We start from the raw sequence: 18,014 nt of genomic DNA on the forward strand, positions 1-18,014 counted from the left end.
TTGAGGTGGCACGCAAGGTACCGCGATGAGCGGTGACCATTATTTCTGAAGCATCATGTGTCAGCTTTTACAGCAAAAAATGGAAATAACTGTAATCGCTTTTCCTAGCGCTTACTTGTGTTTGGTCACACCTTCACCTGGATGCTCGGTTAGTATCGAGCCCGTTCTTCGCTCGTCATTTTTTGAGTTGGTTGGGTCACTGAACAAGGTTTTGGACCCACCGCCACGGACTAGTAATCCGTGCCGGATTCATGCGGAAGGCCCATCAACCCCGCCACCTCATAGGACGCAATGACAGCATCCGAAGGCTCACATGTTCCGGTAAGTGCGCTGGAGGTAAGGCCCAACTCATGGAGGGCCGAGTATGTCGAAGTTTGTACGACGTACGTGGAACCTCGTAGTGAATGCCCTGCGTGTTTATCACGTATGGGTATTCCTGCGGGATAGCTTCGATGACCTTTAAGGTCTGAGAAGTGGAGCCGCCTCGGCTTGAACCGAGGCGGCTTTTTGGTTTTTAACCTTTCACCTCAAACCTGAAAGTGCTTCACCATCGTGTTCAACTCATGCGCCAGGCTGGCCAGCGATTGCGAGGCCGCAGTCGTTTGGGTCGAGCCTTCCGCCGACTGAATCGACAACTGCTGGATGTTCAGCAAGTTCCGATCAACCGCCCGGGCAACGTCGGCTTGTTCAGCTGCCGCTGTGGTGATCACCAGGTTGCGGCCGTTGATCTCATCGTTGGCCGCCAGTATGTCCGCCAATGCCTGTTGCGCCAGCTCGGCCAGGCCCAGGGTTTGCTGGGTCATGGAACTGCTGTCGAGCATGGTGTTGACGGTGCTGGCGGTGTTGGTCTGGATGCTGCCGATCATCTCCTCGATTTCTTGCGTTGACTGGGCAGTGCGATGGGCCAGTGCACGCACCTCGTCAGCGACCACCGCAAAACCTCGCCCGGCTTCACCGGCGCGTGCAGCTTCGATGGCGGCGTTCAGTGCCAACAGGTTGGTTTGCTCGGCAATGGTACGGATCACATCGAGTACTTTGCCGATCCCTTTGGCCTGCTCGGCAAGGCCGCCGACTTGACCCGAGCTGACTTCAACCCCACGGGTCAGCGCCTGGATCGAATTCAACGCCTCGACCATTCGCTGCTGGCCTTTCAAGGCGATGCTGCGCGACTCTTGGGAAAGGTCGGAGGTCGATGCCGCGTTCCGTGCGACCTCTTCAATCGCAGTGGTCATTTCAGTGACGGCGGTGGCGGCTTGTTCAATCTCGGCGTGCTGCTGTTGCAAGTCCCGGCTACCCTCGGCGGTTACCGCATTCAGTTGTTCTGCCGCCGCGGCCAATTGGCTGGATGAACCGGTAATTTGCCGCAGGGTCTGCACCAGGTTGTTACGCATGGTTTCTTGCGCCCGCAGCAGGCGCGTGGCTTCGTCGTTGCCCGTCGGGTTGATGGGCTGAGTGAGGTCGCCCCTGGCAATGGTTTCGGCCACCTGCACCGCTTCAATGATGGGAACGGTAATGCTGCGGGTCAGCAGCCAGGCCACCAGCACCGTGCCACCGCTCACCAGCAGAATAACGAGGGTGATACCGCCCACGGCATGTTGGTAAGCGGCGTCCGAGGTCTGGCCGGCTTGCTCGGCGCCTTTGTTGGCCAGATCTATCAGCTGGTCGAAGTTCTTGGTCATCTGCTCATAGCTTTCTCGAATACTGTTGAGAAAGTCGCGGGCGCCGGCCTTGTCGCCTGAGCGCGAGCGTTTGAGCATTTCGGTGTGGTTCTTCGCGTACCCCTCGAGGCTTTGGTTGAACACATCGAGGCGCGATTTTTCCTCCGGCGTGCGCAGTAGCGCAGCATATTGAGCCAGCTGTTCCTTGACACTTTTCAGGCGGCCTGCGGATTTGTCTTCGTAGGTTTGCATGTCGGCATCGCTGGACGACAGGATATGCGCCATCTCGCCCAGGCGAAAACGGTCCAGCGAAGCATTGGCCAGGGCCAGGATCCTGACGCGCTGCATCCAGTTATTCTGAATGTCGGCCGCCTGGGACTGGACTTCACCAATCTGCTTCAGGGCGAACAGCCCGAGAAACACACTCAGCGACGCAATAGCGGCGAAGCCGATGAAGGCTCTGGCTGCGATTCTTATATTTCTCAGGAACATGGGATTTTCGCTCGGGCTGGAAACGCGTTGGGGAGCAGTGTCGGGCGGGTGTTCCTGGCGGGAACAGATGGCTCGCCACACTCACTAGTCGGCGGCTGGCAGAAAGTCTTTAGGCAATTGCGGTAAGTGTCATCTTAAGCAAAAGAAAACCCCCAACCAGGCGACCAGTTGGGGGTTGTTGTGGGGCCTTCAGCGCGTCAGGCTTTCTTGCGACTGGCCATCGCCGTCACCGCATAACCAATACACGCCGCCAGGATCGACCCGGTTAGAATCCCCATTCGATCCTCGCCGGCGAACTCACTGGCACCTGGCACAAATGCCAGCGAGCCGACAAACAAGCTCATGGTGAAGCCGATGCCGCACAGGATCGCCACACCAAACACCTGGCCCCAGTTCGCGCCGCCGGGCAGCGCGGCAAGGCCGGTCTTGATCGCAAGCCAGGTGAAACCGAACACGCCGACGGTCTTGCCGATCAGCAGGCCGGCGGCGATGCCCATGGGCACATGGTGGGTGAAGCTTTCCAGGCTTACGCCGGTCAGGGACACGCCCGCATTGGCAAACGCGAACAACGGCAGAATGGCATAGGCCACCCACGGGTGCAGGGCGTGTTCCAGCGTCATCAGCGGCGACGGCTCGGCATTCTTGGTGCGCATCGGAATGCAGAAGGCCAGTGTCACGCCGGCCAGCGTGGCGTGCACGCCACTCTTGAGCACACACACCCACAGGATCAGGCCGATGATCAAATACGGCCCCAGCTTGATCACGCCCAGGCGGTTCATCGCGATCAAGGCAACCAAACAGGCGCCTGCACCCGCGAGTGCGGCACCCGACAAGTCGGCTGAATAGAACACGGCGATGACGATGATCGCACCAAGGTCATCGATGATGGCCAGGGTCATCAGGAACAGTTTCAGCGACACCGGCACGCGCTTGCCCAGCAGGGCCAGAACGCCGAGCGCAAAGGCAATATCGGTGGCCATGGGGATCGCCCAGCCGGAAAGCGCGGCAGGGTAGTCCTTGTTGATCGCCCAATAGATCAGCGCTGGCACCACCATGCCGCCAATCGCTGCGGCGCCCGGCAAGACCACTTGCGAGGGCTTGGACAGGTGGCCATCGAGCAGCTCGCGTTTCACCTCCAGGCCAATCAACAGGAAGAACAGGGCCATCAGGCCGTCGTTGATCCACAGCAGGGCGGGCTTGGCGATTTTCACCGCGCCGATCTGTGCTACCACCGGTACGTCGAGAAATGCGTTGTACAGGTGCGACAACGGTGAGTTGTTGATAATCAGCGCCAAGGCCGCAGCGGCGATCAACAACAGACCGCTGGCGGCTTCCAGCTGGAAGAAACGGGTGAAAGTGCTACGCAGAGGCAAGGGATGCTCTCCAATCAAGGTTCAATAGGTGGCTACCCTAACCCGTACCGTTAGTTGTTAAAACAAAAGTTATATTCTTATTTGTTATAAGCAACTGGCAGAGTTGGCGTCGCGCTTGAGCCTAGCAATTGTGTGTCTAATTGAGACGTCACTGTATCTGTGTGCAGTGTAGGAAACCCCCTAAAATCGGGGCTGAAATCTTCAGAGACGCACCTCATGAGCGACCACCGTACCTGGGCCCGCGAAGCCATTCGTATCATTGAAGCGGACTTTCAGCGCAGCGCCGACACGCACCTCATCCCTTTGCCATTACCGGGGCTGCCGGGTATCGAGTTGTACTTCAAGGATGAGTCCAGCCACCCGACAGGCAGCCTCAAGCATCGCCTTGCCCGTTCACTGTTCCTGTACGCCTTGTGTAACGGCTGGCTCAAACCGGGTGCCCCGGTGATCGAGGCGTCCAGCGGTTCCACAGCGGTCTCGGAGGCGTACTTTGCGCGTTTGCTCGGCCTGCCGTTTATTGCGGTGATGCCGGCCACGACGTCCCAGGCGAAGATCGACCAGATCGCTTTCTACGGCGGCAAAAGCCATCTGGTAAAGGATCCGACGCAGATCTACACCGAATCCGAACGGCTGGCGAAGGAAAGTGGCGGCCACTTCATGGACCAATTCACCTACGCCGAGCGTGCGACGGACTGGCGGGCGAACAACAACATTGCCGAGTCGATCTTCCAGCAAATGCGTTTTGAGCATTACCCCGAGCCAAGCTGGCTGATTTCCAGCCCCGGCACTGGCGGCACCACGGCAACCTTGGGCCGCTATGTGCGTTATCGCCAGCATTGCACCCGCGTGTTGTGTGTCGATGCCGAGCGTTCGGTGTTCTTCGATTACTACCAGACCGGCGACGCCAGCCTGCGCCTGGATTGCGGCTCGCGGATCGAAGGAATCGGCCGGCCTCGGGTTGAGGCATCTTTTTTACCCAAGGTGATCGATGCGATGGTCAAGGTGCCGGACGCGCTGTCACTGGCGGCCATGCATTACTTGGCCGAACGGCTGGGGCGGCGGGTTGGCGGGTCCAGCGGGACCAACCTGATTGGTGCCTTGGTGGCGGCGCAGCAGATGAAAGCGGCCGGGGAGTCGGGGTCGATCGTGGCGATTTTGTGTGATGGGGGCGAGCGGTATGCCAGCACTTACTATGATCAGGCGTGGTTGGCGGGGCAGGGCTATCAGTTGGACGGTTTGATCGCCGCGGTTGCGGCCAGTGTGGAGCGAGGCGAGCCGTTGCCGGAAACGGTCTTGCGCGCCAACATCTGACACAATCCAAAAACCAATGTGGGAGCTGGCTTGCCAGCGATAGCGCAGTGTCAGTCGCCGAATTTATCGACTGAATCACCGCCATCGCAGGCAAGCCAGCTCCCACATTTGATTGGGTTGGCTGTAATAGCCTGATTACGCCTCGATGCCCAACATATCCCGCGCCAACGCCTCGGCAATCCGAATCCCGTCCACACCCGCCGACAGAATCCCACCGGCATAACCGGCGCCTTCGCCGGCCGGGAACAGGCCTTTCACGTTCAAGCTTTGCATCGACTCGTTGCGGGTAATCCGCAGCGGCGACGAGGTGCGTGTCTCGATACCGGTGAGCACCGCATCGTGCAGCGAGTAGCCCTTGATCTGCTTCTCGAACGCCGGCAGCGCTTCACGAATGGCTTCGATGGCGAAGTCCGGCAACGCGAGAGCCAGGTCGCCCAGCGACACACCTGGTTTGTAGGACGGTTCCACACTGCCGATGGCCGTGGACGGCTTGCCGGCGATGAAATCACCCACCAGTTGGGCCGGCGCCTCGTAGTTGCTGCCGCCGAGGATGTAGGCGTGGGACTCCAGGCGTTCCTGCAACTCGATACCCGCCAGCGGGCCGCCTGGGTAATCCACTTCAGGCGTGATGCCGACCACGATGCCGGAGTTGGCATTGCGTTCGTTACGCGAGTACTGGCTCATGCCGTTGGTGACTACGCGGTTTGGCTCGGAAGTCGCCGCCACCACCGTGCCGCCTGGGCACATGCAGAAGCTGTAGACCGAGCGGCCGTTCTTGGCGTGGTGCACCAGTTTGTAGTCGGCCGCGCCGAGTTTCGGGTGCCCGGCGTATTTGCCCAGGCGCGCGGCGTCGATCAGCGACTGCGGGTGTTCGATACGGAAACCCACCGAGAACGGCTTGGCCTCCATGTACACACCACGGCTGTGCAGCATGCGGAAGGTGTCGCGGGCGCTGTGGCCCAGCGCCAGGATCACGTGCTTGGAGAGGATTTGCTCGCCGCCGTCGATGACCACGCCGTTCAGTTGCCCGTCTTCGATCAGCACATCGGTGACGCGCTGTTCGAAACGCACTTCACCGCCCAGGGCGATGATCTGCTGGCGCATGTTTTCGACCACGCCGGTCAGGCGGAAGGTGCCGATGTGCGGCTTGCTGACGTAGAGGATTTCTTCCGGCGCACCGGCCTTGACGAACTCGTGCAGGACTTTGCGGCCGTGGAATTTCGGGTCCTTGATCTGGCTGTACAGCTTGCCGTCGGAGAAAGTCCCGGCGCCGCCCTCACCGAACTGCACATTGGACTCGGGGTTGAGCACGCTTTTGCGCCACAGGCCCCAGGTATCCTTGGTGCGCTGGCGCACTTCCTTGCCGCGTTCGAGGATGATCGGCTTGAAGCCCATCTGCGCGAGCAATAGCCCGGCGAAAATCCCGCAGGGGCCAAAACCCACCACGATCGGGCGCTCGACCAGGCCTTGTGGCGCCTGGCCCACCACTTTGTAGCTGACGTCCGGCGCCGGGTTGATGTTGCGATCATCGGCGAACTTGAGCAGCAGGGCGGCTTCGCCCTTCACGTTCAGGTCGATGGTGTAGATGAAGCACAGCTCCGACGATTTTTTGCGGGCGTCGTAGCTGCGCTTGAACAGGGTGAAATCGAGCAGGTCATCACTGGCGATGCCCAGGCGCTGCACGATGGCAGGGCGCAGGTCTTCTTCGGGATGGTCGATGGGCAGCTTGAGTTCGGTGATTCGTAACATGACGGGATCCGGTAGGCGGCGGACAAAAAGGCCGGCTGTTTTGCAAACCGGCGATTATAAGCCCCAATGGCGGTTTTCCGTCAGGTTAAAACAGCGCAGGGCTGAATCAGTCGTCGCGTGAGCCGCCAAATGCCGCGCAACCACGCTGTACCTGGCCGTTGACGCGCAACTCGGCGGTCATGTGCTGGAGGCTGCCGCTGACCGAGTCGATGCAGCGCTGCGGGGCTACCCACAGTTCGATGTGCTGGTTATTGGCTTCGGTCATCAGGTTGAAACGCCCGTCACCCAGTTGCTCTTCCACAAACGGCACGGCAAGTGGCGGCTGGCCTTCGCGCTCCAGCACCATGCCCTTGGCGGTGACGTTCATTGCCCAGGCGGGTTTATGGCCGTTGGCCCGCAGGACCATGCGCTTGAAGTCCGGGTCGTTGCAGGCTGAGGTCGAACGCTCCATGCGATAGAGCTGTTGCAGGTCCACCGAACCCTGGGTGCCGCTGGCGACCCCGGAGAACTTGCCGCGCAGGTCGGCGAACAGCGCGCCTTGCTGGCCAGCCAGGGAGGCGGCTTCCTGCAGCACGCTGGTGCCACCGGTGTCGTTGACCACGTAGTTGCGTTTGTCGCCGCAAGGCTGGAACAGCAGCTTGCCGCCGACGGCGGTCAACTCACCCTGCATCCGGGTCAAACCTGCGGTAGAGGGTTTGGCCGGCTCGCTTTCAAACATCTGACAAGCGGTGAACAGGGGCAACAGGGCAAACAGAGCAAGGGTACGGACGGCGCGCATTTATCGGGTCTCCAAACAAGTGCCGCCACGTTACGCAGGCTGACGCTGCATCACAAGTGCAGGACCCGGTTTGAACGATGTGTTCGGAACACGCTGGGAAATGACGCGTTGCTAATTGAGATATTTCCTACAGTGAGTGTTGGGGAATCGTAAGAGTGTCGACGTTTTTGGAGGGGGGATTTCAATGAATATCAAATGGAGCCTGTGCGCCTTTCTGCTCTGGGCAAGTGCGGCCTGTTCGGACGAACCTGCCCGGCTCGTCTTTTCGTCAGTTACAGACTTCACAGACATCTGGGTGTCGCTGAAACGGGCCGAGAACCCGGATCCGGACTACGTTGAGGTAAACGTCACGTTGAGTCCTGAAGCCAGGGCAAGGACAAAATCCATCACGCTGCTTACCATCAACAAATACCTGACACTCTACGTAGACGGTTACCCGCTAAGTACTTCAATGGTTCACAGCGAGCTGGGCGGGGAGTTCAGGCTTTTGGTCCCCCGCGCCCTGGTGATTGAATGGATGTCTCAGTTCTCGCGTGAGGCAATTGCCTCTCAACCCACGATGTAGGTCTGGCCGGTCTGCAAGCCCTCGACGCTTTTCGCGTAGGCCAATGCCACTTCGGCGCCAGCAGCCGGTTTGAAACCACGGAAGTAGGGGGCGTAGCTGCCCATGGCTTCCAGCAGCACGGTCGGGCTTACGGAGTTGACGCGCAAGCCGCGTGGCAATTCGATAGCCGCCGCTTTGACGAAGGCGTCAATCGCGCCGTTGACCAGTGCCGCCGAGGCGCCGGTGCGGATCGGGTCGCGGTTGAGGATGCCGCTGGTAAAGGTGAACGAGGCGCCGTCGTTGGCGTACTCACGGCCGATCAGCAGCAGGTTGACCTGCCCCATCAGCTTGTCGCGCAGGCCCAGTTCGAAATCGCTTTCACTCATGTCGCCCAACGCCACGAAGTTCACGCTGCCGGCGGCGCAGACCAGGGCGTCGAACTTGCCGGTCTGTTCGAACAGCTTGCGGATCGAGGCGCTGTCGCTGATATCCACCTGGAAGTCGCCGCTGGTGCGGCCGATGCTGATCACCTCGTGACGTTGGGCGAGTTCTGCCTTGACTGCCGAGCCGACCGTGCCGCTGGCACCAATCAATAGGATTTTCATCATGCTGTTCCTCCAGGGGTAAGTGAAGGTTCAGTCTAGTGTGGCTTTTAAGGTGGATAAACGTGCTAATAGGCAACCTTTGGTTTTCAAATGGAAACAGTCCATGAGCGAGATGGATGACTTGGCGGCGTTTGCCGTATTGATCGAAGCCGGCAGTTTCACCGTAGCCGCCGAACAACTGGGGTGCAGCAAAGGCCAGCTGTCCAAGCGCATCAGCCAATTGGAGGCGCAGTTTTCCGTGGTGTTGCTGCATCGCACCACCCGCAAGCTCAGCCTTACAGCAGCCGGTGCGGCGTTGTTGCCCCAGGCTCAGGCACTGGTGGTACAGGTGGAGCGCGCCCGTCAGGCATTGGCACGACTCAAGGACGATTTGGCCGGACCGGTGCGTATGACGGTTCCGGTGTCGCTGGGGGAAACCTTCTTCGACGGCTTGCTGCTGGAGTTTTCCAAGCAGTATCCGCAGGTGCAGATCGAGCTGGAATTGAATAACAGCTACCGAGACCTGGCGCGCGATGGTTTTGATTTGGGCGTGCGCTCGGGGGCTATCGAAAATGAGCGCCTGGTGGCCAAGCCGCTGCTGGCCTGGCACGAGATGACCTGCGCCAGCCCCGCTTACCTGGAACAGCACGGTGAACCGCTGACCCCGGCGGATTTGGCCACGCATACCTGCTTGCTCAACAGCCACTACAGCGGCCGTGAAGAATGGCTGTATCACCAGCAGCATGAACTGCTGCGTGTGCGGGTCAGCGGCACGTTTGCTTCCAACCACTACAACCTGTTGAAAAAAGCCGCGCTGGTGGGCGCCGGCATCGCCCGCCTGCCGTCCTACGTTTTACCTGCGGAATTGGCTGATGGCCGATTGCGCTGGCTCCTGCGTGATTATCAGACGCGAAGCATGCCGATGTATTTGGTTCACCCTTACCAGGGCGGCTTGCCGCGCCGTACTCAGGTACTGGCCGATTACCTGGTGGACTGGTTCAAGCGCAGCGGCGAAGCCCTGGACCGTCTTCAGCGGTAGCGGCGCGCGATCAGATGGTCGATGGACAGGCAGCCCGGGCCTTTGGCGACCAACAGCAGCAACAAGGCGATCCAGGTGCCGTGGGTCGGGTAGGCTTCCGGGTAGACGAACAATTGAATGGTCAGGGTCATGCCGATCAGGGCCAGGGCCGAGAACCGCGTGGCAAAACCCACCAGGATCAGCACCGGGAAAAAGTGCTCGGCAAATGCCGCCATGTGCGCGGCCACTTCCGGTGACAGCAAGGGCACGTGGTATTCACTGCGAAACAACGGCAGCGTCGAGGCGGCGAGTTTGGGTTCGCCAAGTTGGAATGTGCCGTTGATGATATCGATGGCAAAGCCTTCGACCTTGGTTTGCCCGGACTTCCAGAACACCGCCGCGATGGAAAACCGCGCGAGAAAGGCGATCAGGCTGTAGGGGATTTTCTCGAACAATGCGATGGCCCGTTTAACCAGGCATGAAGGGGATGCGTTCATGGCGATACCTTTTGTTCTGGATGCAAATGAGTGATGGCGTCGTGGCTGATCAGCAGGGTCAGGCATTGGTTCAGGTCGAATTCGGCGGACGCTTCGAGGGCGTGCTGCACCGCGGTTTCCAACGCTGTGCAGTGGTTCAGGCTGTGGATGAACGCGGCCGAACCACTGTCGATGGCGAACACCTTCACTGCCAGGCCTTGGCGCAACACCAGCGCGCTTTGGGCGTGCCAGGGATTCAAGGTGGCCACGCCGCCGTCGGTCTGGTGCGCAGCCCAAACGGCCACGACCGCGTAGGTGGAGTTCAATATGGCTACGGACGGATGCAGTTGCAGGCGCAGTTTTCCTAGGTCGGTCTGGCCTTGCAGCGCTTGAAGAATGCTGTGCTGCTCCAGCGGCTCGGCATCTGCCGCGTGATAGGCGCGCACCCGCAGGCGCTCAAGCCTGGCAACATCGGCCAGGTAAGGCACGCTGGCGGCGGGTTCGAAGTCCTGGATGAACGCTGAGAATGCGCTGCCGTACTCGCTGATCAGCGGGCTGGTGGGCGGGCACGCCTGAATAAACAGGCCAGCCATGGCACGAAAGAACTCATCGCCGACTAACTGCAGCGTCACTGGGTAAGCCGTCGCCAGTGCGTTGACCAATGAGCTGTGGACGTTGTTGCGGTACACCGCAAAGCGGCTGGCCGGGTCGGCGCCGTTGCTGCTGAAAAGGCCTTCGGGGCACGCCTGGCCAGGGTCGACCAAGGCATTGGCAAACGCGGTGTGATGGCTCATACGTTCACCTGCGACAGGTGCCAGTCGGCGTGTTGGGCTTCGGCTTGCAATACATTGAAGGCCGGCACCTGGTTATCGCGCTCGATCAGCGTGGCCACCGGGCCGGTGCGCGTGAGGACCTGTTCGTACAACTGCCACACGGCGTTATCGATGGGCGCACCGTGGTCATCAATCAACAGGCGGTCACCCAGGTTGTCGGTGTCTTCGGCAAAACCGGCCAGATGAATCTCACCGACTGCGCGCAAAGGCAGTGCGTCGATGTAGGAAAGTGGGTCGCGTTGGTGGTTGATGCACGATACGTAGACGTTATTGACGTCCAGCAGCAGGCCACAACCGGTACGGCGGATGATCTCGCTGATGAAGTCTGTTTCGTCCAGGGTGGAGCGTTGGAACTGCAGATACGTCGAAGGGTTCTCCAGCAGCATCGGCCGCTTGAGGGTGCTTTGTACCTGATCGATGTGTTCGCACACCCGGTTGAGGGTGGCGGCATCGTAGGCCAGGGGCAGCAGGTCATTGAGAAACACCGGGCCGTGGCTGGACCAGGCCAGGTGTTCGGAAAAGGAGTGGGGTTGATAGCGGTTGATCAGCGTGGCCAACCGTGCCAGGTGCTCACGGTTCAACGGGCCTTCGCCGCCTATGGACAGGCCCACGCCGTGCAGCGACAGCGGGTACTGCTCGCGGATCAAACCCAGGTAGTGATGGAAAGGGCCGCCGGCCACCATGTAGTTTTCGGCGTGCACTTCAAAAAAACCGATGTCGGGCGAGGTCTCGAGCACTTCGATGAAGTGCTCGTTCTTCAGCCCCAGCCCGGCCCTCTTGGGGAGGCCGGGCACCTGAGCCGGTGAGACCGTGTGTTGAGGTAAAAGCGTCATCATCAGTACTCAGGCGGCGCAGGGATCAGGACTTGGCGGTGAAGGCAGCTTCCTGGCCGAAACCGGTCGGCGAGGTGGAGCTGGTGGTTTTGCCGCAGGTGCCGGCTGGGACCAGTTTCCAGGCATTGGCCTGGTCTTTGACTTTCGAGGTGCCGGCGCAGGTAGTGCCGGCGCCTGCGGCGCAATCGTTCTTGCCGGCTTCAGCGACGCCGTAGCATTTGTCCATTTTGGCGTCGTCGGCGTGGGCCATGTTGGACATTGCGGACAGGCTCAGAGCAGAACCGAGGGCCAGGATCAGGGTAGCGGCGGACAGTTTAGTGGTCATGGTGTATCTCCAGCAGTGGGTTGAGGTAGCGAGCTTGATTGCCTGCTTACTCCACTAGAGGCAGCAGGGTGAATTTCGTTACAAGCGCGACGAAAATAATTTCAACACATGCAAAATTTAAGGACGCCACAAAGCAAATGTGGGAGCTGGCGTGTGTGGGAGCCGGGCTTGCCCGCGATGCAGTCACCGCTGTGTGTCAGACACACCGCAGTGATGCAATCGCAGGCAAGCCAGCTCCCACACACGCCAGCTCCCACATTTAGATCCGGTTCCTACAGCAACCGTTTTTAACCGCCTAAGTAAGCCTCCCGTACCTTCGGATCCGTCAGCAACTGCTCGCCCGTGCCCTGCATCACTACCCGGCCGTTTTCCAGCACGTAGGCGCGGTCAGCAATCTTCAAGGCCTGGTTGGCGTTCTGCTCCACCAGGAACACCGTCACACCGTCCTTGCGCAGCTGTTCGATGATGTCGAAGATCTGCTGGATGATGATCGGTGCCAGGCCCAGGGACGGTTCGTCCAGGAGCAGCAGCTTGGGCTTGCTCATCAGCGCGCGGCCGATGGCGAGCATTTGCTGTTCGCCGCCGGACATGGTGCCGCCACGTTGGCTGAAGCGCTCCTTGAGCCGTGGGAACAGGTGCAACACCTTGTCCATCTGCTCCTGGTAGTCGCCCTTGTCGGTGAAAAAACCGCCCATGGCCAGGTTTTCCTCGACGGTCAGGCGCGAGAACACGCGACGGCCTTCCGGCACCACCGCAATGCTTTTGCGCATGATGTGCGAGGACTGCTGGCCCACCAGCTCTTCACCCATGTAGCGGATGCTGCCGCTGTGGGCCTGAGGCGAACCGCACAGGGTCATCAGCAAGGTCGATTTACCGGCACCGTTGGCGCCGATCAGCGTGACGATTTCACCTTGGCGCACTTCCACGTTGACGCTGTGCAGGGCCTGGATCTTGCCGTAGAAAGTGGAAACGTTTTCGAATTGCAGCATTTTACGCTTCCCCCAAATAGGCTTTGATCACTTCAGGATTGTCGCGGATCTGCTCCGGCGTCCCGTTGGCCAGCGGCGTGCCCTGGTTGATCACCACGATATGGTCGGAAATGCTCATGACCAGTTTCATGTCGTGTTCGATCAACAGCACCGTGGCGTTGTTTTCCTCACGTAACACGCTGATCAGCGCCTTGAGGTCTTCGGTTTCCTTGGGGTTCAGGCCGGCCGCCGGCTCGTCGAGCATGAGGATCCGCGGGCGGGTCATCATGCAACGGGCGATTTCCAGGCGACGTTGCTGCCCGTAGGCCAGGGTGCCGGCAGGGCGGTTGGCAAACTCGGTGAGGTTGACCTTGTCCAGCCAGTACGCCGCGTATTCCATGGCCTCGCGTTCGCTCTTGCGGAACGCCGGAGTCTTGAACAAGCCCGCAAAGAAGTTGGTGTTCAAGTGACGGTGCTGGGCGATCAGCAGGTTCTCGACCGCCGTCATGTCCTTGAACAGCCGCACGTTCTGGAAGGTGCGCACCACGCCCTTGCGGGCGATTTCGTGGCCGGCCAGGCCCTGGATCGGCTGGCCGTCCAGCAGGATGCTGCCACCGCTCGGCTTGTAGAAACCGGTGAGGCAGTTGAACACCGTGGTCTTGCCGGCGCCGTTCGGGCCGATCAGCGCCACGACCTGTTTCTCTTTCACGGTCAGGGCCACGCCGTTGACCGCCAGCAAGCCGCCGAAGCGCATGCTCAAATTTTCGACTTTCAGGATCTCGCGGCTCATTTGCGCAGCTCCATGTGTGGGCGTTGCATCGGCAGCAGACCTTGAGGACGCCAAATCATCATCAGCACCATCATGGCGCCGAACATCAACATGCGGTATTCGCTGAACTCACGCATCATTTCCGGCAGCAGGATCATCACGATCGCGGCCAGGATCACGCCCAGTTGCGAGCCCATGCCGCCCAATACCACGATGGCGAGGATGATCGCCGACTCGATAAAGGTGAACGACTCCGGGGTCACCAGGCCTTGGCGCGCGGCGAAGAAGCTGCCGGCGAAACCGGCGAAGGTTGCCCCGAGGGTGAAGGCCGAAAGTTTGATGACTGTCGGGTTCATGCCCAGCGCACGGCAAGCGATCTCATCTTCGCGCAATGCTTCCCACGCGCGGCCGATCGGCATGCGCAGCAGGCGGTTGATCACGAACAGCGCGGCCAGTGCCAGCAACAGCGCCACCAGGTACAGGAACACCACTTTGCTCACCGGGTTGTAGTCGATCCCGAAGTACTCGTGGAAGGTCTGCATGCCTTCGGCGGCGGTGCGGTCGAACGACAGCCCGAAGAACGTCGGCTTGGGGATGCTGCTGATGCCGTTGGGTCCACCGGTGATATCGGTGAGGTTACGCAGGAACAGACGGATGATTTCACCGAAGCCCAGGGTCACGATCGCCAAATAGTCACCGCGCAAGCGCAGCACCGGGAAGCCCAGCAGGAAGCCGAACGTGGCCGCCATCAAGCCGGCCAGCGGCAGGCAAACCCAGAAACTCCAGCCCAGGTAGTGCGAGAGCAGTGCGTAGGTGTAGGCACCCACGGCATAGAAGCCCACATAACCCAGGTCGAGCAGCCCGGCCAGGCCCACCACGATGTTCAGGCCCAGGCCCAGCAACACGTAGATGAGGATCAGGGTGGCGATGTCGACCGCGCCGCGCGAGCCGAAGAACGGCCAGATCAACGCGGCCACGATCAGGCCGATGATGATGTAGCGCTGGGTACGCGGCAGGGTCAGGAATTGGCTGACCTTGGGCGAAACCAGCGGGCCACGGTTACCCTTCAATAGGGCGCCGACTTGCTGGCTGAACAGCACGCGCAGGAACATCAGCACCGAGCACAAGGCGATGATGGTCAGGGTCACGGGACCGGTGCCATGTACTTCCAGGTTGATGCCGACAATGCTCAGCTTGAGGCCAAGTACCGGAAAGGCCACGGCCCATACCAGCAAAGCGCTGAAAAACGCTGATTTAAGATATCTGCTCATACTTTCTCAACCTCCGGACGGCCCAGAATGCCGGTCGGACGGAACAACAGCACCAGAACCAACAGGCCGAACGCCACCACATCCTTGTATTGGTCACCGAACACGTCGGCGCCGAAGGCTTCGGCCACACCCAGTACCAGCCCGCCGAGCATGGCGCCCGGAATACTGCCGATACCGCCCAATACCGCTGCGGTGAAGGCCTTGAGGCCCACCAGGAAACCGGCGTTGGGGTTGATCACGCCGTACTGCATGCTCAGCAGCACCGCCGCAACGGCCGCCAGCGCAGCACCGATGACGAAGGTCAGGGCGATGATGTTGTTGGTGTTGATGCCCAGCAGGTTGGCCATCTTGATGTCTTCGGCGCAGGCCCGGCAGGCGCGCCCCAGACGGGAGCGGGAGATGAACAGGGTCAGGCCCAGCATGGCCACCAGCGTGACCACGAAGACCAGGATCTGCATGTACGAAATCAGCACTTCTTGTGCGCCACCTGGGCCGAAGGAGAAGCTCCCCGGGATCAGGTTGGGAATGGACTTATCCTTGGAGTCCTGGGACAGCAGTACGGTGTTCTGCAGGAAAATCGACATGCCGATGGCGGAAATCAGCGGGATCAAACGGTTGCTGCCACGCAAGGGACGGTAGGCAACCCGCTCGATACTGTAGCCATAGGCACTGGTCACGACGATCGATGCAAGGAATGCAGCGGTCATCAACAGCGGCAGGGAATGGATACCCAGCATGGCCAGCCCGGCAAGGGCGATGAAGGCCACGTAGGAACCAATCATGTACACCTCGCCATGGGCGAAGTTAATCATTCCAATGATGCCGTAAACCATTGTGTAGCCAATGGCTATCAAGGCATAGGTGCTGCCAACGGTCATGCCGTTAACCAGCGTTTGGAAAAAATGATAGATCTCAGGCATTACAGCGCTCCTAAAAACCCGATACGCATTTCACTGGTGGAGTCATGTTCCGGCCCTGCGCTGTGTTCTGTGAGCACATTTGCGCAAAGCGTTTGCCAGCGAACCGCTGGTGACGGTTTTAAGATTTTCAGGTGAGCCAGCGCCCGGATCGCGGGTGACAGGCTCATAAACCTCGTAAAACAAAGCCCACTGCTTTCACAGTGGGCTTGTTGGACCAGTAACGCCTGGCTTACTGAGGGGAAACTTCGGTTTTTGGTTTACCGAAGTGCCATTCGTAGACCACGAACTTGAAGTCCTTCAGGTCGCCCTTGGCGTCGTAGCTCAGGTCGCCGGTAGGGGTCTTGAAGGTGCCCGCGTGGATGGCGGCAGCCACTTTGGCGGTGTCTTCGCTTTTCGCGGCAGTGATACCGCCGGCGATCACTTCCACAGCCGAGTAGGCCGGGAACACGAACGGGCCGGATGGGTCTTTGCCGTCAGCCTTGAGCGCGTCCACGATTGCCTTGTTGGCAGGGTCTGCATCGAACGATTTAGGCAGGGTTACCAGCAGGCCTTCGGAAGCGTCCTGGGCAATTTGCGAGATGGAGTCGTTACCCACACCTTCCGGGCCCATGAACTTGGCGTTCACGCCTTTTTCCTTGGCTTGGCGCAGGATCAGGCCCAGTTCAGGGTGGTAGCCGCCGTAGTAAACGAAGTCGACGTTGGCTTGCTTGAGCTTCTGGATCAGCGAGCCGAAGTCTTTGTCGCCAGCGTTGATGCCTTCGAACAGAGCGACTTTGACGCCTTTCTTCTCAAGGGTCTGTTTAACGGCAGTGGCGATGCCTTCACCGTATTGCTGTTTGTCGTGAATAACGGCAACAACTTTCGGCTTCACGTGGTCGGCGATGTAGTTACCGGCGGCAGGCCCTTGAGCGCTGTCCAGGCCGATGGTACGGAAGACCATCTTGTAGCCACGGGAAGTGATTTCAGGGCTGGTAGCGGCTGGGGTAATCATGATCACGCCTTCATCTTCATAGATGTCGGACGCGGGTTGAGTGGAGCTGGAGCAGAGGTGACCGACCACGAACTTGACGCCGTCGTTGACCACTTTGTTGGCAACGGCAACCGCTTGTTTCGGATCGCAAGCGTCGTCGTATTCCTTGGCCTCAAGCATCTTGCCGTCTACGCCGCCCTTGGCGTTGATGTCTTTGATGGCTTGTTTGGCACCCATGAATTGCATGTCGCCGTATTGCGTCACTGGACCTGTCTTAGGCCCGGCGATGCCGATCTTGATGGTGTCGGCTGCGAACGAATGGCCGGCAACCCCAGCCAGGACCATAGCGGCAAACAGTTTGGAAATCTGCTTAGTAGCCTTATTCATAGTGCTCCACTCTTACTGTTGTATTTTTTATAGTTCTAGCGGCCTTGTGAGCTGCAGAACCGGATCAGATATCTCGGATATCCCCCCGGCATGCCCTGGCAACTGTACCGGTACAGTGTAGAGCGCCGGTTGATCGCTTGAAAAGCTGGCTGCTGGGGGCAAAACCCGGGGGTGTCGCTTTAATGAAAGAAAAAGACAGAATTGCGGCGGGGTGATGCCAGACTTTCGGGCAATCCTTGGCTTTCCTGACACTTTCGATCGTTGACTCATTTGCAACTGGGTTTTTCTGCCTGGCTCACGACGTTATGATTGCGCCGATTTTTTCTTCAGGTGAATTCCCATGACGCAAGAACCTAGCACCCTCTATGCCAAGCTGCTCGGTGAAACCGCCGAAATATCCTGGAAGGAGCTTGAGCCGTTCTTCGCCAAGGGTGCCCTATTGTGGGTCGACGCCGGCCTGGATTTGATCGAGGCGGCCGAGGGAATGGCCGAGGATAACCGCGACAAAGTCGCTGCATGGCTGGCTGCGGGGAGCCTTGGCGAGGTGTCTGCAACGCGGGCATTGGACTTGGTTGAGCGTGATCCGAGCTTGTGGGCAGTGGTGGTTTCACCGTGGATTCTGATCCAGGAAAGGGCAGTGCAAGAATAGAGCGCACAAAAAAGGTGCGTGATTTTTGTCGGCGCAAGTGTGTAGCGGAGTAACCGCTGGCGCCGTGATGGCACCTTGCCGTAGAGAAAGGTCACAGGTGAGGGTG

At 59.6% G+C, this 18,014-nt stretch carries 18 protein-coding genes; 4 read left to right on the forward strand and 14 right to left on the reverse strand.

Annotated features, from left to right (window positions below):
- Nucleotides 1–527: 527 nt before the first annotated feature.
- Nucleotides 528–2,150, reverse strand: coding sequence for a methyl-accepting chemotaxis protein (locus tag L8I05_RS09850; RefSeq protein ID WP_242168615.1), 1,623 nt, complete (start codon nucleotides 2,148–2,150; stop codon nucleotides 528–530).
- A 197-nt stretch (nucleotides 2,151–2,347) separates the two neighbouring features.
- Nucleotides 2,348–3,523, reverse strand: coding sequence for a Na+/H+ antiporter NhaA (nhaA, locus tag L8I05_RS09855; protein ID WP_242168617.1), 1,176 nt, complete (start codon nucleotides 3,521–3,523; stop codon nucleotides 2,348–2,350).
- Between the two features lie 216 nt (nucleotides 3,524–3,739).
- Here nhaA and L8I05_RS09860 point away from each other — a divergent pair, with 216 nt between their 5' ends.
- Nucleotides 3,740–4,834, forward strand: a complete 1,095-nt coding sequence (locus L8I05_RS09860; RefSeq protein ID WP_242168620.1) for a PLP-dependent cysteine synthase family protein — start codon at nucleotides 3,740–3,742, stop codon at nucleotides 4,832–4,834.
- A gap of 135 nt (nucleotides 4,835–4,969) precedes the next feature.
- Here the strand turns inward: L8I05_RS09860 and L8I05_RS09865 are convergent, their stop codons facing one another.
- Together L8I05_RS09865 and L8I05_RS09870 are read right to left on the reverse strand one after the other, a co-directional pair.
- Nucleotides 4,970–6,583 (reverse strand): NAD(P)/FAD-dependent oxidoreductase, encoded by a 1,614-nt coding sequence (locus L8I05_RS09865; protein ID WP_242168621.1) that lies wholly within the window; start codon nucleotides 6,581–6,583, stop codon nucleotides 4,970–4,972.
- Nucleotides 6,584–6,689: 106 nt separating this feature from the next.
- A complete protein-coding gene (locus L8I05_RS09870) occupies nucleotides 6,690–7,361 on the reverse strand; it encodes a hypothetical protein (protein WP_242168624.1) in 672 nt (223 codons plus the stop codon).
- A 184-nt stretch (nucleotides 7,362–7,545) separates the two neighbouring features.
- On the opposite strand from L8I05_RS09870, the gene L8I05_RS09875 reads away from it, so the two are divergent.
- A complete protein-coding gene (locus L8I05_RS09875; protein ID WP_242168626.1) occupies nucleotides 7,546–7,926 on the forward strand; it encodes a hypothetical protein in 381 nt (126 codons plus the stop codon).
- Here the strand turns inward: L8I05_RS09875 and L8I05_RS09880 are convergent.
- Complete coding sequence (locus tag L8I05_RS09880; protein ID WP_242169347.1) at nucleotides 7,911–8,510, reverse strand: short chain dehydrogenase; 600 nt, start codon at nucleotides 8,508–8,510, stop codon at nucleotides 7,911–7,913. The two genes, L8I05_RS09875 and L8I05_RS09880, sit on opposite strands and share 16 nt — an antisense overlap.
- Before the next feature lie 103 nt (nucleotides 8,511–8,613).
- Here L8I05_RS09880 and L8I05_RS09885 point away from each other — a divergent pair, with 103 nt between their 5' ends.
- On the forward strand, nucleotides 8,614–9,528 hold the full coding sequence (locus L8I05_RS09885; protein ID WP_177016223.1) for a LysR family transcriptional regulator: 915 nt from the start codon (nucleotides 8,614–8,616) through the stop codon (nucleotides 9,526–9,528).
- Here L8I05_RS09885 and L8I05_RS09890 read toward each other — a convergent pair.
- The 9 genes from L8I05_RS09890 to L8I05_RS09930 all read right to left on the reverse strand — a co-directional run bounded on the left by L8I05_RS09890 (nucleotide 9,519) and on the right by L8I05_RS09930 (nucleotide 17,259).
- Complete coding sequence (locus tag L8I05_RS09890) at nucleotides 9,519–10,004, reverse strand: DoxX family protein (RefSeq protein WP_159954713.1); 486 nt, start codon at nucleotides 10,002–10,004, stop codon at nucleotides 9,519–9,521. The genes L8I05_RS09885 and L8I05_RS09890 overlap by 10 nt on opposite strands.
- Entirely contained in the window at nucleotides 10,001–10,777 is a 777-nt protein-coding gene (locus tag L8I05_RS09895; protein ID WP_242168628.1) for a DNA-binding domain-containing protein, read from the reverse strand. Before L8I05_RS09895 ends, L8I05_RS09890 begins: the two co-directional genes overlap by 4 nt.
- Nucleotides 10,774–11,652, reverse strand: coding sequence for a DUF692 domain-containing protein (locus tag L8I05_RS09900; protein WP_242168630.1), 879 nt, complete (start codon nucleotides 11,650–11,652; stop codon nucleotides 10,774–10,776). Before L8I05_RS09900 ends, L8I05_RS09895 begins: the two co-directional genes overlap by 4 nt.
- Nucleotides 11,653–11,674: 22 nt before the next feature.
- Nucleotides 11,675–11,974: a DUF2282 domain-containing protein gene (locus tag L8I05_RS09905; protein ID WP_242168632.1), complete on the reverse strand. Its 300-nt coding sequence runs from the start codon at nucleotides 11,972–11,974 to the stop codon at nucleotides 11,675–11,677.
- Nucleotides 11,975–12,261: 287 nt separating this feature from the next.
- A complete protein-coding gene (locus L8I05_RS09910) occupies nucleotides 12,262–12,963 on the reverse strand; it encodes an ABC transporter ATP-binding protein (RefSeq protein WP_017844798.1) in 702 nt (233 codons plus the stop codon).
- Nucleotide 12,964: 1 nt separating this feature from the next.
- The gene (gene livG / locus L8I05_RS09915) at nucleotides 12,965–13,732 is read right to left on the reverse strand and encodes a high-affinity branched-chain amino acid ABC transporter ATP-binding protein LivG (RefSeq protein ID WP_003193538.1); all 768 of its coding nucleotides are present in this window, start codon (nucleotides 13,730–13,732) and stop codon (nucleotides 12,965–12,967) included.
- Nucleotides 13,729–14,982, reverse strand: coding sequence for a high-affinity branched-chain amino acid ABC transporter permease LivM (locus tag L8I05_RS09920; RefSeq protein WP_159954718.1), 1,254 nt, complete (start codon nucleotides 14,980–14,982; stop codon nucleotides 13,729–13,731). Before L8I05_RS09920 ends, livG begins: the two co-directional genes overlap by 4 nt.
- Entirely contained in the window at nucleotides 14,979–15,902 is a 924-nt protein-coding gene (livH, locus tag L8I05_RS09925) for a high-affinity branched-chain amino acid ABC transporter permease LivH (RefSeq protein WP_159954719.1), read from the reverse strand. The genes L8I05_RS09920 and livH overlap by 4 nt, the downstream gene beginning before the upstream one ends.
- A gap of 229 nt (nucleotides 15,903–16,131) precedes the next feature.
- On the reverse strand, nucleotides 16,132–17,259 hold the full coding sequence (locus L8I05_RS09930) for a branched-chain amino acid ABC transporter substrate-binding protein (protein WP_242168634.1): 1,128 nt from the start codon (nucleotides 17,257–17,259) through the stop codon (nucleotides 16,132–16,134).
- Nucleotides 17,260–17,599: 340 nt separating this feature from the next.
- Here L8I05_RS09930 and L8I05_RS09935 point away from each other — a divergent pair, with 340 nt between their 5' ends.
- Nucleotides 17,600–17,908 carry a DUF2288 domain-containing protein gene (locus L8I05_RS09935; RefSeq protein ID WP_242168637.1) on the forward strand — a complete coding sequence of 103 codons (309 nt, stop codon included), beginning with the start codon at nucleotides 17,600–17,602 and terminating at the stop codon, nucleotides 17,906–17,908.
- Nucleotides 17,909–18,014: the final 106 nt, after the last annotated feature.

Source organism: Pseudomonas sp. MONT-RG-20F-20-E-7-02 (assembly GCF_022662395.1).
GTDB lineage: Bacteria > Pseudomonadota > Gammaproteobacteria > Pseudomonadales > Pseudomonadaceae > Aquipseudomonas.

Coding starts and splice junctions, on each gene's coding strand:
- L8I05_RS09890 (WP_159954713.1), bottom strand. CDS start 10,004: ATGAACGCATCCCCTTCATGCCTGGTTAAACGGGCCATCGCATTGTTC.
- L8I05_RS09860 (WP_242168620.1), top strand. CDS start 3,740: ATGAGCGACCACCGTACCTGGGCCCGCGAAGCCATTCGTATCATTGAA.
- L8I05_RS09935 (WP_242168637.1), top strand. CDS start 17,600: ATGACGCAAGAACCTAGCACCCTCTATGCCAAGCTGCTCGGTGAAACC.
- L8I05_RS09900 (WP_242168630.1), bottom strand. CDS start 11,652: ATGATGACGCTTTTACCTCAACACACGGTCTCACCGGCTCAGGTGCCC.
- L8I05_RS09930 (WP_242168634.1), bottom strand. CDS start 17,259: ATGAATAAGGCTACTAAGCAGATTTCCAAACTGTTTGCCGCTATGGTC.
- L8I05_RS09895 (WP_242168628.1), bottom strand. CDS start 10,777: ATGAGCCATCACACCGCGTTTGCCAATGCCTTGGTCGACCCTGGCCAG.
- livG (WP_003193538.1), bottom strand. CDS start 13,732: ATGAGCCGCGAGATCCTGAAAGTCGAAAATTTGAGCATGCGCTTCGGC.
- L8I05_RS09910 (WP_017844798.1), bottom strand. CDS start 12,963: ATGCTGCAATTCGAAAACGTTTCCACTTTCTACGGCAAGATCCAGGCC.
- L8I05_RS09865 (WP_242168621.1), bottom strand. CDS start 6,583: ATGTTACGAATCACCGAACTCAAGCTGCCCATCGACCATCCCGAAGAA.
- L8I05_RS09875 (WP_242168626.1), top strand. CDS start 7,546: ATGAATATCAAATGGAGCCTGTGCGCCTTTCTGCTCTGGGCAAGTGCG.
- L8I05_RS09920 (WP_159954718.1), bottom strand. CDS start 14,982: ATGAGCAGATATCTTAAATCAGCGTTTTTCAGCGCTTTGCTGGTATGG.
- L8I05_RS09905 (WP_242168632.1), bottom strand. CDS start 11,974: ATGACCACTAAACTGTCCGCCGCTACCCTGATCCTGGCCCTCGGTTCT.
- L8I05_RS09885 (WP_177016223.1), top strand. CDS start 8,614: ATGAGCGAGATGGATGACTTGGCGGCGTTTGCCGTATTGATCGAAGCC.
- L8I05_RS09850 (WP_242168615.1), bottom strand. CDS start 2,150: ATGTTCCTGAGAAATATAAGAATCGCAGCCAGAGCCTTCATCGGCTTC.
- livH (WP_159954719.1), bottom strand. CDS start 15,902: ATGCCTGAGATCTATCATTTTTTCCAAACGCTGGTTAACGGCATGACC.
- L8I05_RS09880 (WP_242169347.1), bottom strand. CDS start 8,510: ATGAAAATCCTATTGATTGGTGCCAGCGGCACGGTCGGCTCGGCAGTC.
- L8I05_RS09870 (WP_242168624.1), bottom strand. CDS start 7,361: ATGCGCGCCGTCCGTACCCTTGCTCTGTTTGCCCTGTTGCCCCTGTTC.